Origin of the sequence: Spirosoma sp. KUDC1026 (assembly GCF_013375035.1) — a bacterium.
In the GTDB taxonomy this organism is placed as follows: domain Bacteria; phylum Bacteroidota; class Bacteroidia; order Cytophagales; family Spirosomataceae; genus Spirosoma.
Genome location: NZ_CP056032.1, coordinates 4,534,239 through 4,549,903, shown reverse-complemented (window position 1 = coordinate 4,549,903; position 15,665 = coordinate 4,534,239). Strand labels below are relative to the sequence as shown.

Sequence of the window (15,665 nt, the reverse complement as noted above, 5' to 3'; positions counted from 1 at the left end):
GTCTGATGAGTAGCTTGAACCACGCACCAGACCCACGGCAGTAATAAAAACACGACAGGGTTCTACTTGACGTAACCCAGTTTTCGGGGGATTGTGTAGATTTCGGTTTGGCGCCCGTCGATGTAGCGGAAGGTCTGTCCATCGAAGAAGCCGTCTTCCTCCAGCATGATCCGGATGACTTTTTTCCAGGCCGGAATCTCGACCGCTGCGTTCAGTTCGATGGAGTAGGCCGTATTGGCCAATAGGGGATAATCACCCGCGCCAGGAACACCTTTCTGCTGGTCCCACAGGCCAATTGTTGGGCCGGCCGCGTGCCCGTGTACGCCAATGGGATGGGTGTAAATCGTGCCGTTGATGCCTTCTTTCTTTGCCTGATCCAACGCTGCCAGCAGCATCTGGTTGCCGGTTTTTCCCGCTTTGAACTGCTCGGTCAGAATATCCTGTAATCGATTTCCCTGCTGAAACGCTTTCTGAATGGCATCAGGAACGTCCGTTTCGCCGGGTCGCAGTACGTACGCGTGCTGTTGCTGGTCGGTATTCAGGCGGAGGTACGTAATACCAAAATCGACGTGAATCAGATCGCCGGGCATGATCACCTGCTTGTCCGGACGTTTGGAGAAAGTGCGCAGGTGATTGAAATCATTTTGGTCGGCACGCTGAATATCGACGGTTGGGTGAAACCAGGTATCCAGCCCCAGATCGGTGATACGCTGCCGGAACCACCAGACCACATCGTCGGTCGTGGTAACGCCGGGCTGGATGACGTTCTCCGAAAAGCCTTCCTGAATCAACTGGTGCGACAGGCGGCAGATGAGCGGGTAGATCGCCATTTCCTTCTCGGTTCGGGTTTCGAGCCAGCCAACGGCTACCTTCTCGGCCGATACGATACGTTGCTGATAGGCAGCGGGAAGTTTTTCCATAAACTCCTGTCGTTCGGTAGAGGAAAGGCCGTCGGCATGGCCGTAATTCGTGGAGAAGTTCAGGCCAATCTTTTTGGGCTTCCGGGTTTCTACGATGTTGGCCAGTGCTTCCCACTGATTGGGCCGCACGTCGATGTCCCAGGCCCCTTTGAGCAGGTTACCAACGTCGTAGCGAGCGATGGCCAGTTTTTCGATGTCTTTCCCGTTGCCCGGATCGAAGAACACCAGAATGGTACGCCGACGCGCCGACAACCAGGTCGAGGGCAGCATCGTTTTCAGAACCGGATCTTCGTTATACTCCCGGGAAATAATGACCCACATGTCCAGTCCTTCCCGGCGCATGAGCTGAGGCAGCAGGTTTGTAAAGCGGTCGTCCAGTATCTCGTCGACAACCTGCGCTCGTACCCGTTCGGGCAGAACAACCGAGGGAGCCTGGGCAAACAGAGCGGAGCTGACCAGTAAGGGAATGACCAGAAAAAACAGAGAACGTACTGATTGACGCATAGAAGTCAGGTTGGGAGAGTTTCGGGCAAGATACAGTACAAAACCTACGTTTTTAAGCCAGCAGGCAACCCTTCGGCTAAAAAAAGCATCTTACTGACGACGGACGATCACTAACCTTAGTTGGTAGTGGCTTCGTAATATTGACGGGCTTTTGTTAGTTTGCCCCAAAAGCCTGGTATACCTTTCCCCTATGAAATTTTTACTGTCGTTTCTTCTGGTACTAAGCTGCGTAATACGGGGCAATGCACAAACCGGTTTGCGGGGTCTGGTCAGGAACAGCCAGGGGCAGGCTCTGCCCTATGCCGCTGTTGTGGTAAAAGGAACCTCGCAGGGCACCATCACCAACGATGAAGGGCGTTACGAGATACCCTTACCCGCCGGGAAATACGACATTGTGTTTCAGTTTCTTGGTTATCAGACCGTACAAAAATCGGTGACGATTGAGTCCGGGTTTACCACGCTGGACGCTAACCTGGAGGAACAGGCTTTTCGGCTGGCCGAAGTACAGACTCGGGCCGGGAATGAAGATCCGGCCTATACCATCATGCGCCGGGCCATTGCCAAGAGCCGGTTCCATCAACTGCAGGTACAGCGGTTTAAAGCGCGGGTATACACCAAGTCATCCTTCACCATCACCGATCTGCCGAACCTGGCCGAAATGGCCTTTCGGAAACAATTGAAGGAAGCGGAGAAAGAAGCCAATTTTAAAGTGGGCGTTCCGTTGCTGAACGAAACGGTGGCTGAAGTGTCGTTTACGCAACCCAATACGTACCGGCAGCGAATTATTGCCAACCGAAACTCGCAGGGTGATTTCCTGAGCCCCAACCAATTCTACAACACCAGTTTTTATAATCCGACGCTGGCCGGAACCGTATCGCCCCTGTCACCAAAGGCGTTCGCGTATTATAAGTTTGAGTACAAAGGCACCTTCCGGGAGCCGGGGCCGGACGGACAGCCGGTAGAGGTGAGCAAGATTCAGGTTATTCCCCGGCAATACGGCGAGGGCGTTTTCCGGGGTACAATTTTTATTCTGGAAAATACCTGGGCCATTCACAGTCTGCAACTGGAAACCATTACCAGCATCGGTGTGTCGTTCACAGTTCGGCACGTGTGCCGCCCGATCAAAGGCGTCTGGATGCCGACTAACCAGCGTTACGACGGTAAAGGCTCGTACCTGGGCGTTAAAGGCGAAGGCCAGTACATTCGCAACTTGACTTTCACGGAATTTGTCGTCAATCCGGCCTTCGTAGAAGATATCGAAGTGACCGATGAGAAAAAAGCACCACCCGCGCAAACGCTCTCCAAAAGCGACATCAAAGGAAAGCAATTCGACGAACTGGTGAAAAAGCAGAAGGAGTTCTCGACCAAAAACCTTAAACAACTCGTCAAGGAATACGAAAAACAGGAGAAACAGGCGCGTAAGGAACGCCGGGAAGACGTAACGGTTACGCGGGATGATTCGCTGGTGGTCGATACGCTGGCCCGGCGTCGCTCGAATGTGTTTTGGGACTCCCTGCGATCAGTACCGCTGACTACGGCCGAAATTAAAAGCTACCGGAAAGCGGATAGCCTGGGTCTGGTTCGGGAGATCAAAGCGCCCGGCGATACGGTAAAGAAGGACACGACTCAGAAGAAAAAAGCAAAAGCATTCGCGCTGGACCACATCATTTTTGGCCACAATTGGCGCTTTAACAAATTTACCACGCTGAACTATGCCGGGCCGCTCACCCGGATCGAATACAACACCGTTGAGGGCTACGCGCTGGAAGGCAGTCTGTATCTGCGCCATCAGAAGCTGGATTCCATCAGCCGCTTCCGGCAGATCCCGCTGGGTGTCTGGAATATTGGCGGGAATGCGCGTTATCAGTTTGGCCGAAAACAGTTCGTTGGCTACGGACTGGCCAGTTATCAGCACAAGGCAACGAAAATCAGTCTGTCGGGCGGACGTTACCTGTATCAGTTCAACCCCGACAACCCAATCAGCCCTTTCCTGAACACACTGACGACGCTACTGTTCGAGCAAAACTTTGCCAAGCTATACCAGAAAGATTTCCTGAATCTGACCGTTACGGCGTCGCCCTTTCAGAACCGTGTTACGTTCAGCGGCAGTCTGGAATACGCCGAGCGAAGTTCACTGACAAATTTTAAAGAAGTAATCAAGCCGTGGATCAACTGGCGCAACCGCAGTTTTTCGTCCAACGATCCAACCAACGTGGAGGTGCCGACGACCCGGTTCGTTACGCATCAGGCCCTGGTGCTGGACCTGACGGCAACGGGTCGGCTGGGTACAACGCAGTATACTATACGTAATGGTCGGCGAATTGCCCAGCGGGATAATGACAGTCCGTTATTGTCGATAAACTACCGAAAAGGAATTGCTGGAATTGGGGCCTCCGACGTTGATTATGACTTTCTGCAGGCCAGCATTCAGCATTCGTTCGAGACGGGAATTCGCAGTCGACTGAATTACAAACTGGGCGCGGGGGCCTTCCTGAACGATAACCGGGTATTCTTTCCCGATTTCAAGCACTTTGCCGGGAACCAGTTTTTTCTGCAGCAGGGCGACCCGACAACGGTGTTCCGGCTACTGCCGTATTACGAATACAGCACGGGCCGCCATTTCGTCGAAGGGCACGTACTGGCCGAATTCCGGAAGTTCCTGATTACGCAGGTAACGCTGGTGCGGCTGGTTGGTCTGAAGGAAAATCTGTTTGTGCACTATCTCTATACACCACGATCGCAGCAGTACACCGAAATTGGCTACGGGCTGGATGGACTCATTCCCCAGGTGCTGCCGTTTTTCCGGCTGGAAGTGATCTCACAGTGGCAGAACGCCCGCTATCAGGGGCTTGGCTTCCGGGTTGGTACTACGTTGAAATTTGGCCGGTAAGCGGCTCGGAATAGAGAAAGGGTTTTGACAGGATTACCGGATTATATGGGTTTTAATCTGGTGAAAAATTCGGCCGACCACCTGGCTGTAATCCTGTCAAAAAAATCCTCAGGCCTGGGGCCGTTTGCTTTGCGCAGTAAACAACTCACTCAGATCGATATGATCGGCGTAGGGTAACAGCAGGAGCGAATTATTGAACGCCCGCACAATTTCAAACACATTCAGGCTATGAAAGCAGATTTCGACAAAGAAACTGCCAACATGATATAACTTAATCTGATGCTCGCAACTAGCAGGGCGACTGGCCAGGTAAATGCCATTGCCCCAGATGTGAATTAATTGTTGCTGACTGTTGAGCTGATTAAACGTAGTGAGCGAAAGACGGTAATCCATACGTAGTTAATTAGCCTGGGCATAGTACGGAAAAACGTAAAAATACCCATATGACTGGTAATTGATGTTCAGAAATGCAATAGTAGCCGCTGGGTGTATTGCCAGCAACCCACGAGCCCGCTAGCCTGTTACAGATTACAAAATGTAACACCAGAATTATGCCAAATAGAAATATTAGCAGAGCCGATGAAATTTTTTTAATCCTGCCTTGATCACTTCAGCACTAAGTAAATTTTTAGGTTTTCTTTATAAAAGGAAAGTTAACTTAGCCTATCGATGATAAAGTTGACCATATGCTCAGTCAGATGTTACCTAAGTGTAATTCCGACCGATTAGCTAACTGGCGATTTCTCTTCATCATACCTCGACGTCGTTTTTGCTTAAATCTGTTACGAAATGCCCTTTGGCGGTTTGTTGGCTAATCTGATGTTTGTTAGCTCGTTTACAGGGCTACTCATCAGCATTGCTCTTATTGTCTTCAAACAACCACCATTTCAGGCACATGCCAACCGGCTGCTAAGTTTGTCTCTGCTGAGTTTGTCAGTATTTTCGTTCATTAGCGGTCTGCTAGTCAATCATGGTATCCTAATATTTCCGTATCTGTTCCGGGTTGGGGCACCACTTCAATACCTGAGTCCGCCCTGCGCGTATCTGTATGTCCGGGCCGTACTGTTTCGCGAAACGAAACTGAAAAAGCACGACTGGCTTTTCTTTGTGCCATTCGTCCTGCATGTCCTGGAATTGTCACCATTTTATTTCCAGAGTGAAGCCGCCAAACTGGTTTATCTGCGGGACCTGATCAAGGATATTCAGGGGCCAATTCAGCAGAGGGAAGGGGTACTGCCACCTTATTACCATCCAGCCCTGAAGTCGATTCTGGCCTGCATATACATCGGAATGCAATGGTATCTGATTTACCAGTTTCGACGGAACACACCGGTGCAGGAACGTCGGAATAAACGAACGCTGCTGAACTGGCTGGGTATCTTCACCTTACTGAATACTCTGCTTTATTCCCCTATTGCGGCCGCTATCATTTTTCCAGTTAACCCGGATTCGTCGGCTATTCTTGCCTTATTTCTGTTGGTGAGCTACCTGCTGGCCTGTGGTACGATTCTGTTCTTTCAGCCGCAAACGTTGTATGGACTGGCGATGGCTGTACCCGAACAGAGTAGCCCAGTACTACCTCCGCCTGTGAGTCATTCTGCGGCTTCGCAGCCCGTAGAGCCTGTACATATACCCGTGCCGGAGTCTGCCGTTGACAAAGAATCCGTCAATACGTCTCTGGAAGAAGTCCGTACGTATTCACTGGGCCACGAGAAACGACAGGAATACCGGCAGCAGATTGAGGGCTACATGGAGGAAACCCAGCCCTTCCTGCGGAAAGGATACACCATTAAAGAGATGGCCAGCGACCTGGGCGTGCCGCAGCACCAGGTATCGATTGTCATCAACCAAGAGTACGGAATGAATTTTAACGATTTCATCAATCGGTACCGAATCGACTACATTAAAGAAAAACTTACCCAGCCCGACTGGCGCCAGCTGACGCTGGAGGGCATTGCGCTGGAAGCTGGTTTTGGTAACCGGACCACTTTTTTTCGGGCCTTCACTAAGCTAACCGGCACAACGCCCACGGCCTATCTAGAGCAGCGGGCCGTTAATAATGAATGAAGATTGCTTTTTTGGCAGGGTTACAGGAGACCGGACATCACTCGATTCGCTAAAAATCCTGTAATCCTGTCAAAAAATACTCTTGTCATGCGTCGTCTCGTCGTCCCCTGAAAGATGATTTTCATAACCAGGAATGCAAACGTCAGGTTATCTTTTAAAAAGCGATCCTGATTATGCACCGCCGTCTGTTTCTTCAAGCGTCGCTTACCGCAGCGGCTGGCCTCTCGCAACTGCCCCAGCAAACACTAGCCTACGCTGCTTCGCTGCCCGATCCCAAACCTGGTAACTTACCCCGCTGGCGCGGCTTCAATCTGCTCGAAAAGTTTGTGGCTGGCAGTACAGGACCCGAACCCGAAGGCCCGTATCAGGAGCGGGATTTTGAGTGGATTGCCAACTGGGATTTTAATTTTGTCAGGCTGCCGATGTCGTATCAGTGCTGGGCCACACCCGACCCGAAACACTGGACCAAGATAAACGAGCGTGTGCTTCGGGAGGTCGATCAGGCGGTCGACTACGGAAAACAGTATAAACTGCACGTCAATCTGAATCTGCACCGGATTCCAGGCTACTGCGTGAATCCACCTGCCGAACCTCTCAATCTATGGACCGACGAGCAGGCACTGGAAGCCGCCGTTTTTCATTGGAAACACCTGGCCGAGCGGTACAAAGGACGACCCAATCGGGAAGTGTCGTTTGATCTCATCAACGAACCCAATACCAACGAAGCCAGCTACGTGCGGGTTGTTACGGCCCTGGTTGAGGGCATCCGCTCGGTTGATCCGGAGCGGCTGATCATCGTCGATGGTCTGCAATACGGCAACCAGCCGGTTCCGCAACTCGCTAAGCTCAAACTGGCACAAAGCACGCGGGGATACCTCCCCATGAACGTTAGTCATTACGGGGCATCGTGGGTGCCAACGCTCAGTGATGCTCCGCCACCAACCTGGCCGGCCAACTGGATGAACGTGACCTGGAACGCCGAAACGTTACGTAAGGTGGCCATTTCACCTTGGCAGAAACTGGAAAAAGAGGGCGTTGGCGTACACGTCGGCGAGTGGGGCTGTTTCAACAAAACGCCACACGACGTGGCGCTGCGCTGGATGGAAGACCAGCTTAGACTGTGGAAAAAGGCGGGTTGGGGGTGGGCTTTGTGGAATTTTCGAGGAGCATTCGGTATCCTGAACAGTGACCGGGCCGACGTAACGTACAAGAATTATCAGGGCGAGCAACTGGACGAAAAAATGCTCAAGCTGCTTCAGAATTACTAGCTTTTACCGGAACGAATCCCCACCCGCCGGACTTATTGCTGTATGCAGAATATCACCGACTTGTTCGAAGTGTTTCCCCGTTCGGGCCGGGTCGAATGGATTGGGTTTCGGTCTGAACGACGCGCTCCTGTAACGGTCGTTGACACGGTAGAGGTATCAGAAAAAAAAGGATTGATTGGTGATCACTACAGCGGCCGGAGTGGGAACCGGCACGTAACGTTGATTCAGGCCGAGCACCTGCCCGTGGTAGCCGCCCTGACAGGTCGGTCTGAACTCGATCCAGCCTTAGTACGTCGCAATATTGTCGTGTCCGGGCTCAACCTGCTGGCGTTGAAAGATCATCAGATTCGTATTGGCGACGTAACGCTGGAGATTACCGGCCTGTGTCATCCCTGCTCAAAAATGGAAACTACTCTGGGGCCGGGGGGCTACAACGCCATGCGTGGGCACGGCGGCTTAACGGCTAAAGTAGTACAGGGTGGGACTATCCGGCAAGGAGACAGCGTCGACGTAATACCTAACAAGTGATTTGGCAGGTAAAGAGCCTTTGCCTGCCAAAACGCCCGCTATAGTATGTGCTGAAAACATACTATAGCGGGCGTTTGCGTGTTATCAGTTGCTGATTCATGGTAAAGTGTGGGTAGAAGCGAAAAGCAAAAGCGCAGCTGATAACGGTCATGTAGTATTTTTACATAGGCTATTTTGATAAAACCTTCTTTAAAAGTCTTGATTTATAGAGGGATGTGCAATTACCTTGATACCAAGTCGGGTGTTTTTCTTCTAAAACCTAATGTTCTTCTTTTTAATAGAATTAGGTGACCAATAAGAAGAATTGACGTACTAATTTTAGATTCAGGTTTATCTGAACACGTATCTATCCACACATTCTTCATGGTTCGTCTGGTTGTATATCTGTTGCTGAATGGTTGTCTGCTACTTGGTGGGGCAAGGCTCTGCTGGGGGCAGTCGGCATCGTTCAGCGTGAAAAGCAACGCCGACCCGCTACGGCAGCTTCGGCAGGAAGAACAAAAAGCTATGTTGGCCCGTGACTCGGTAAAACTAGCCAGCATTTATGAACGTTTTGGGGCCTTTTACGAAGAGACAGGAGATAATCTCTCGTCCAAACCCTACTACCTGAAAGCCCTCAGAATTAGAGAAGCACGTGGAGATTCGTACGAGTTAGGGCAATTATACCTGCAGTTAGGTGCTAATTATAGATTGCAGCCATTTCTGGCCGAAGAAATTCAGCACGTACATCAGGCACTTGCCCTTTTCAAACGGATTCGTTCGCCAAAAGGGCAAGCTCATGCCTATTCTGCGCTGGGGGGGATTTATCATCGCCGATATCATCCGGCTGAGGGAAAGGATTCACAAGCTCTGTTTGACAGCGCTATGGTCTGCTTTCGGACGGCCGAAAAACTGGCTGCCCAACTCAACGATACACTAATGATGGCGGAAGCGGCTGACCGACTGGGCGCATTATTTTTAACCATCCGAAAGCCTCAGGCAATAGCATACAGCCAGAAAGCGGTAGCGCTCCTCAAACAACAGAACAATACAGCACAGATTAACGCAAGGCTCGATCTTGCATTTGCCCAAACACTGCTGGACCAAACGGACGAAGCCTATCAGACGCTGCAAACAGCCCAGCTATTATATGACAAAAGCCAGGTGAACGATGCCCCGCTAAGAAATCACATGGACATAACGTTCATGGTATTTTACGAAAAGACGCATCAATGGCAAAAGGCGTTTGATCTACTAAGGCAAGTTTATACGCGCGAAAACACGGCCTTTGTCACTCAGCATGAAGGAGCCGTCGCCCGGTTGAATGTGGAGTACGAAGCAGAAAAGAGAGAAGCGTTGCTACAGGCAAAGGAACAATCACTACGCACCCAGCAGTACATGATGCTCGTTATTCTGTTTCTGTTAGTACTGGCTATCGGCATAAGCTTTCTGTTCTTTCGACTCTACCGGAAAAACCAACGGATCAGCCAGCAAAATGAGGAACTGGTTCGGGAGCAGAATCACCGCGTTAAAAATAACTTACAGGTAATATCCAGTCTGCTTAGTTTGCAGGCCCGTCGCCTGACCGATGAAGGGGCCCGAAAAGCCGTGGAAGAGAGCCAGATGCGTATCCAGGCTATGACCTTACTACACCGACGTTTGTATGACGGTGATCGACTCGCGCAGGTTGACCTGCGCGAGTTCATCCCGGAACTTGTGCAGACGATTCTCAAAGCCTTTGGCTATTCGTCCGTAAATCTTCAGCTCGATTGTGACGCTATCTTTCTCACCGCCGACAGAGCCGTACCGATGGGCCTGATTCTCAATGAACTAATAACCAACGCCTGCAAGTACGCTTTTCCAACGCAGGAATATCCTTTTTTGGAAATTGCCTGTTGTATAAAGCAGAATCGGCTGCATCTACAGGTGCAGGATAATGGCCAATATCCTGTTGATCTTGAGATACTACAGGAAACCAGAAGAGCGTACAATGTTCAGAAACAGTGGGGCTCTAAAGAAGCATCTAGTCAGCCTGTAGTCCGCAGTAAAACCCTGGGAATGTCGCTTATTCAGTCGCAGGTGAAGCAGCTGAACGGCACTGGTCAGTTTCGTATAAACAAGGGTACTTTATTCACACTGGCGTTTCAACTATGATAACAGAATCACATTTCCTGAACGTATTGATCGTAGAAGATGAATTGGTTACCGCGATGGATATCCAGGAAACGCTGGAAAACGCTGGTCATACGGTAGTGGCAATTGCTGACACCAGTCAGGATGCCGTCAATGCATTCAAAGACTATCATCCTGACCTGGTGATGATCGACATTCAGCTCGGCGAACAGGAGCCTAAAGGAGGGATCAATGCCGTTCGGGCGATGCAGGCTATCCGCCCCGTACCCATCATCTACCTGACGGCAAACTCTGAGCAAGCAATGATAAAAATGGCCCGGAAAACACTGCCAGCGGCCTATTTGCTCAAACCGTTTCGTCCCGATGAGTTGATTATACAAGTTGAGCTGGCATATCATACGTTCGCGGCTAACCAGCCCCGTCAGCCTGCTGGTACGACTCCTCAGGAACTATTTCTACACATCGATCAGGGCTACGAAAAAATCCTGCCCAGGGATGTTCTTTACATCATGGCCGATGGGGTTTACAGCAAGCTGTTTCTAGTGAACCGCGATAAACCGCGGCATGTCAGCATGAACCTGAGTCACCTGGCCGAGTATTTTACGGGGAACAGTTTCTACCGACTTTCCCGCTCGTACCTGATCAACCTCGATCATCTCGAACGGCTGGAGCGGAATAGCATTTACATGGTGAACGACAAAACGCCTATCCCCGTCCCGGCCGATAGCCGGAAGGAGCTGATGAACAAGCTGACAATCGTCAGGACTAAGAAGAAAGAGTAAAGAAATAAGATGAAAAAACCGGAGGTAGACGTATTAACCCCGGTTGGGTGTTTCCGGGTCGGGTGAGAGACGGCTGGGGCGGTTGAACCCTTTGCGATACCGGGCCCGTAACTGCTGAATGGTATTGATCAGATCGTAATCCGACGATTTCAGCAGGAAATCGTCGTCGAAATCGCAGAAGTCCAGAAAGCGGTCAATTTCTTCTCCTTTGATATCAGTGGCCTGATCAACCAGAAGCCGGAACCGTTCGAGCGCAAGCGCGTGCCGCCGATCCTGTTGCATGATGTAATACGCCTTCCGGTCAGACTTCGGCCGTTTGGCAAACATCTCGTACAGCAGCGTAACACCCGCACCGTCGGCAAGGCGGTCAAATGCCTGATCGCCCGTTACTTTCTGAGAGGCTACCGGCTCGTCCAGAATCTGCTGAATTTCGCGCTTTACTTCTTCGTAACGTTTAGCCGTTACCGTTACTTCATTAAGATCAACAACGCGGTAGGGCATGGGTGGTAGTGCGTTCGCGATCAGCGTCGGATTTTCTTCACCAGCGTAACGAATACCGGCGCGTCGGTACAACTGACTCGTGAGAACCAGTGAATCGCCGGGCTGAACCGTTACAAAAAAACGTCCGGTAGCATTGGTTCGCGCCCGTTGCCGGGTGCGCTGGTTAATAACCGTAACGCGGTCGACTCCTTTTTTTGTTGTCTGATCAATGACCGTACCCACTACGTATTTGCCCTGCGCCCATACTCGGCTCGAACCGGCGCCCAGTCCGGCTAGCAGGAACAGAAGTAAAACGTAGTGGCGCATGGAGAAGAGGGGAGCGGTTAGAAAAACAACATTAGGGCGAAATTACGTCTTTTCAGGGCAAAACCCGGGTGGATGTTGCCGTTAAAAAACGTTAATGAGTCGCTGGAGCCGCTCGGCGGTCATATCCGTAAAATCATTGATGGTTTCGTCCACAAAGGGCATAAGCTCTTCGACCGACTGGGTCGTCGTGACGCCAATTACGTACGCACCCGATGCCTTGGCGGCCTGGATACCGGTGGTCGAGTCCTCGAAAATAACCGATTCCTCAGGCGAGACGCCCAGCTTGTTCATGGCCAGCTCGTAAATCTCCGGATCGGGTTTAGGCCGATTGACCAGACTCTCGTTCAGCAGTACGTCGAAATACGATCGAATATTCAACGTATCGACGACAAAATCGAGGTTCTCGACCGGGGCTGATGTTGCAACGGCCATCCGGATACCAGCTGCTTTCAGAGCTTCCAGAAAATCGATCAGGCCGGATACGGGAGCCATGTGGTGCTGATACAACTCCCGGAAAAGCGCTTCCTTCTCGTCGCTCAACTGCTTTACTTCAGCCTCGGTCATCGACTGGTTATCAAACAAATGCGCTACAATAGCGGCATTGTGCTTACCCGACACGTAACGGACAAAGTCGTCATCGCTCAGTTCTTTGCTGAAACGCTGGTAGTATTCGCGCCAGGCGGTTTTGTGGTGCGGGTTGGTATCAACCAATACGCCATCCATATCAAAAATGACTGCTTTCATAAGGTTGGGAAAAAGACGAACGGTGGGTTAAATCGTTCGTCTGGTGATTTATTTCATTTTAACAATCGTAACCCCGGCGCCACCCCGGTCGGCATGTTCGTCCTCCATCCTGCCAACCTGTTTATAGCCACGCAGGTGATTCCGGATGAGCGTCCGCAGAATCCCGTCGCCTTTCCCGTGAACGATGCGTAGCTCCGGATAACCAAGCATAAGCGCGTCGTCCACAAAGCGATCAACTTCACCCAGGGCTTCCTCGCCCCGTTTGCCCCGAATGTCGAGATTGAAGCTGAAGTTCTGCATCTTCTCGTTCATGTCGACACCCTGACTGCGCGGACGGTCGTCGCGCACGTCGGTAGCATCTTTGAATACTTTCCGGCTAACTTTCTCCAGCCGGTTCAGCTTGACGTTTGACTTCAGATCGCCGATACGCACCTCCGCGTCTTTACCACGAATCGACAGCACCTGGCCAATGGCCGCGCTCTGTCCGCTGATGCGCACGTAGCTGCCGGCCGTAATGGCCCCATTGTCGGTTTCAAACTCTTCTTCAACCGGAGCCGGCTTATCGGAAACCAGTACCTCGGGCATTAATTCTTTCTTGTCGAAGCGCTCCAGTTCCTGACGTACCTGCCGGGTCGTTTCGCGTTCGGCTTTGTTTTCCTTGATTTCCCGGATGGTGCTCTCAATTCGCTGGTTGGCTTCCTGCACGAGCGCCTTGGCTTTTTGCTTGGCGTCGTTCAGAAGCTTTTTCTGCTCGTTGTCCAGGCGGGTTTTCAGGGCCGTATATTCAGCCAGCTGCTGAGCCAGCTTTCGCTGGTTGATGCCGATTTCAAGGTTCTTTTCCGAAAAGACCCGCCGTTCGATATCCAGTTCTTTCAGCAATTTCTCGAAATTGACCTGCTGGCTGCCCAGTTTTTCCTTGGCCCGGTCAATAATGCCTTTGGGCAGACCGATTTTCTGGGCAATCTCAAACGCGAACGATGAGCCCGGACGACCGATCTCCAGTTGGTAGAGTGGCTCCAGATGCTCCCCATCGAATCGCATGGCTCCGTTGATCAGGCCCGCGGTTTTGTCGGCGAAGACTTTCAGGTTGGTATAGTGCGTATTGATGACACCATACGCCCCCGACTTGTTGAGGTCTTCAAGAATAGATTCGGCGATGGCTCCACCCAAACCGGGTTCGGTACCCGTACCAAATTCATCAATCAGAAAGAGCGTCCGCTTGTTGGCACCAATCACAAACTGCTTCATGGCGGTCAGGTGCGAACTGTACGTACTAAGGTCGTTTTCCAGTGACTGCTCATCGCCAATGTCGATAAACAGATTCTGGAAGATGCCCATTTCTGAGTAATCGGCCATGGGAACCAGCAGGCCGCACTGCAGCATGTACTGAATCAGCCCGATCGTCTTGAGCGCTACCGATTTACCGCCGGCATTCGGACCGGAAATGATCAGAATCCGGGATTTCTCGTCCAGCCGGACACTCAGCGGCACCACGGTTTTCCCCTGTTTCTGAAAAGACAGATGCAGCAGCGGGTGCCGGGCCGTCGTCCAGTCGACCAGCGGGCGTTCGCTCAGCTTCGGCATGACCGCATCGAGCTGAAGAGCCAGTTTTGCCTTCGCCCGAATGAAATCAATCTGAGCCAGGAAGTTAACGGCTTTACGGAGATCCTCCAGGTGCGGGCGGATCTGATCCGTCAGGGCCAGTAGAATCCGGTAAATCTCCCGCCGTTCTTCGTACTCCAGTTCGCGGATTTCGTTGTTGGAATCGAATACTTCGGCGGGTTCCAGAAAAACCGTCTGCCCCGTCTGCGATTCGTCGTGGACAAAGCCCTTTATCTTGCGTTTGTGCTCGGCGGCAATGGGAATCACCAGCCGGCCTCCGCGAATGGTCAGGTTCAGATCGTCGGGAATCCAGCCGTTCTGCCGCGCCTGTCGCAGGATACCGTCCAGCCGTTTCCGCAGGTTAGCCTGCTCGCTGATGATACGTCGGCGAATACTGGCCAGCTCGGGCGAGGCCGAATCTTTGACATTACCCCGATCGTCGATAACGCGCTCGATGGCATCGGCCAGACTTTTGTTAACAGCAATCGGTCCGGCCAGTTCGCGCAGAAAGGGAAACGTGTTGTCCTCTTCGCGTTTGGACAGGAAACGCAGGCATTCCTGAATGGTTCGTAGAGCGAGCTTAATGTCGAAAAACTCGGCTTCGGTCAGGGCCATTCCTTCAACACGCACCCGGCTCAGGTGTGGTCGAATATCGATGTAGTTACTGCTGGGGAAATCGGTTTCGTACTGAACAATCTGTTTGAACTCCGTTGTCTGGCGCAGGAGTTTATCGATCAGTTGTACGTTATCCGTAAAGCGAATCTTACCGACATAATCCTGCCCAAGCGAACTAATGCAGGATTCTTTCAGGTACTCGCGGATTGTATCGAATCCTAGTTTGCTTTCTAAGGTAGTTGGGTACAGCATTTATTGACAAATACGGCTGTCGTTAGCCGCTCTCTATCTAACGTTTCCGCAGGGGACGAGGTTCGTTTCGCCTGATAGAACTTCTTTCCGTCGAATAAATTCAGCCGTTACGCAACATTTTGGTGATATTTGGAGTTTTTTTATAAAAAAAATTATTGATTTGGTACGTGAGTTGTTTGGGTATAAAGACCACTTGGTGCATATTTGTGTACCGTTAACTTACCTAAGAAACTATGAAAAAGTACTTGATTGTCTACTATAATGGGGTGTTTCCTTCGTTCGAACGGGTTGAGACAGTTCATGATGTCCATGACCACGTGCTAGCCATCTACAGAAGCCATCCTGCCCAAGCAGGTAGTGTGTTGTCTGTTATTGATTGTACCAATGACCGTACGCTTTATTACGGAAACGTAGAAACGCTGGTCAAAAAATGGGAGCGGGCCAGCAACCCAGTCTTTGCCGCCCAGATGCCCTGGCATTTTTCGCTGCGTCCCATTTTACATTTGTTTAATCTGATTTAGCCGTACGTGACGTCCGGCAAACAAAAAAACCGATGGCTGGCCATCGGTTTTTT

At 51.2% G+C, this 15,665-nt stretch carries 12 protein-coding genes; 7 read left to right on the top strand and 5 right to left on the bottom strand.

Annotated features, from left to right (window positions below; translation table 11 throughout):
* Positions 1–62 precede the first annotated feature (62 nt).
* The gene (locus HU175_RS19130; protein ID WP_176568102.1) at positions 63–1,424 is read right to left on the bottom strand and encodes a M24 family metallopeptidase; all 1,362 of its coding nucleotides are present in this window, start codon (positions 1,422–1,424) and stop codon (positions 63–65) included.
* 190 nt (positions 1,425–1,614) lie between these two features.
* Between HU175_RS19130 and HU175_RS19125 the strand changes: the two genes are divergently transcribed.
* Complete coding sequence (locus HU175_RS19125) at positions 1,615–4,314, top strand: DUF5686 and carboxypeptidase regulatory-like domain-containing protein (protein ID WP_176568101.1); 2,700 nt, start codon at positions 1,615–1,617, stop codon at positions 4,312–4,314.
* Positions 4,315–4,422: 108 nt separating this feature from the next.
* On the opposite strand, the gene HU175_RS19120 is transcribed toward HU175_RS19125, so the two are convergent.
* Entirely contained in the window at positions 4,423–4,707 is a 285-nt protein-coding gene (locus HU175_RS19120) for a hypothetical protein (protein WP_176568100.1), read from the bottom strand.
* Positions 4,708–5,103: 396 nt separating this feature from the next.
* Here HU175_RS19120 and HU175_RS19115 point away from each other — a divergent pair, with 396 nt between their 5' ends.
* The 5 genes from HU175_RS19115 to HU175_RS19095 all read left to right on the top strand — a co-directional run bounded on the left by HU175_RS19115 (position 5,104) and on the right by HU175_RS19095 (position 11,071).
* Positions 5,104–6,381: a helix-turn-helix domain-containing protein gene (locus tag HU175_RS19115; RefSeq protein WP_176568099.1), complete on the top strand. Its 1,278-nt coding sequence runs from the start codon at positions 5,104–5,106 to the stop codon at positions 6,379–6,381.
* A gap of 173 nt (positions 6,382–6,554) precedes the next feature.
* Positions 6,555–7,649, top strand: coding sequence for a glycoside hydrolase family 5 protein (locus tag HU175_RS19110; RefSeq protein ID WP_176568098.1), 1,095 nt, complete (start codon positions 6,555–6,557; stop codon positions 7,647–7,649).
* A 42-nt stretch (positions 7,650–7,691) separates the two neighbouring features.
* Positions 7,692–8,177: an MOSC domain-containing protein gene (locus tag HU175_RS19105; RefSeq protein ID WP_176568097.1), complete on the top strand. Its 486-nt coding sequence runs from the start codon at positions 7,692–7,694 to the stop codon at positions 8,175–8,177.
* A 363-nt stretch (positions 8,178–8,540) separates the two neighbouring features.
* A complete protein-coding gene (locus tag HU175_RS19100) occupies positions 8,541–10,310 on the top strand; it encodes a sensor histidine kinase (RefSeq protein WP_176568096.1) in 1,770 nt (589 codons plus the stop codon).
* Positions 10,307–11,071, top strand: coding sequence for a LytR/AlgR family response regulator transcription factor (locus HU175_RS19095; protein WP_176568095.1), 765 nt, complete (start codon positions 10,307–10,309; stop codon positions 11,069–11,071). The genes HU175_RS19100 and HU175_RS19095 overlap by 4 nt, the downstream gene beginning before the upstream one ends.
* Positions 11,072–11,104: 33 nt before the next feature.
* On the opposite strand, the gene HU175_RS19090 is transcribed toward HU175_RS19095, so the two are convergent.
* The 3 genes from HU175_RS19090 to HU175_RS19080 all read right to left on the bottom strand — a co-directional run bounded on the left by HU175_RS19090 (position 11,105) and on the right by HU175_RS19080 (position 15,091).
* The gene (locus HU175_RS19090) at positions 11,105–11,878 is read right to left on the bottom strand and encodes a hypothetical protein (protein WP_176568094.1); all 774 of its coding nucleotides are present in this window, start codon (positions 11,876–11,878) and stop codon (positions 11,105–11,107) included.
* Positions 11,879–11,959: 81 nt separating this feature from the next.
* Complete coding sequence (locus HU175_RS19085) at positions 11,960–12,622, bottom strand: HAD family hydrolase (RefSeq protein WP_176568093.1); 663 nt, start codon at positions 12,620–12,622, stop codon at positions 11,960–11,962.
* A 48-nt stretch (positions 12,623–12,670) separates the two neighbouring features.
* The gene (locus tag HU175_RS19080; RefSeq protein WP_176568092.1) at positions 12,671–15,091 is read right to left on the bottom strand and encodes an endonuclease MutS2; all 2,421 of its coding nucleotides are present in this window, start codon (positions 15,089–15,091) and stop codon (positions 12,671–12,673) included.
* Positions 15,092–15,324: 233 nt separating this feature from the next.
* On the opposite strand from HU175_RS19080, the gene HU175_RS19075 reads away from it, so the two are divergent.
* Positions 15,325–15,612 carry a hypothetical protein gene (locus tag HU175_RS19075; RefSeq protein ID WP_176568091.1) on the top strand — a complete coding sequence of 96 codons (288 nt, stop codon included), beginning with the start codon at positions 15,325–15,327 and terminating at the stop codon, positions 15,610–15,612.
* Positions 15,613–15,665: the final 53 nt, after the last annotated feature.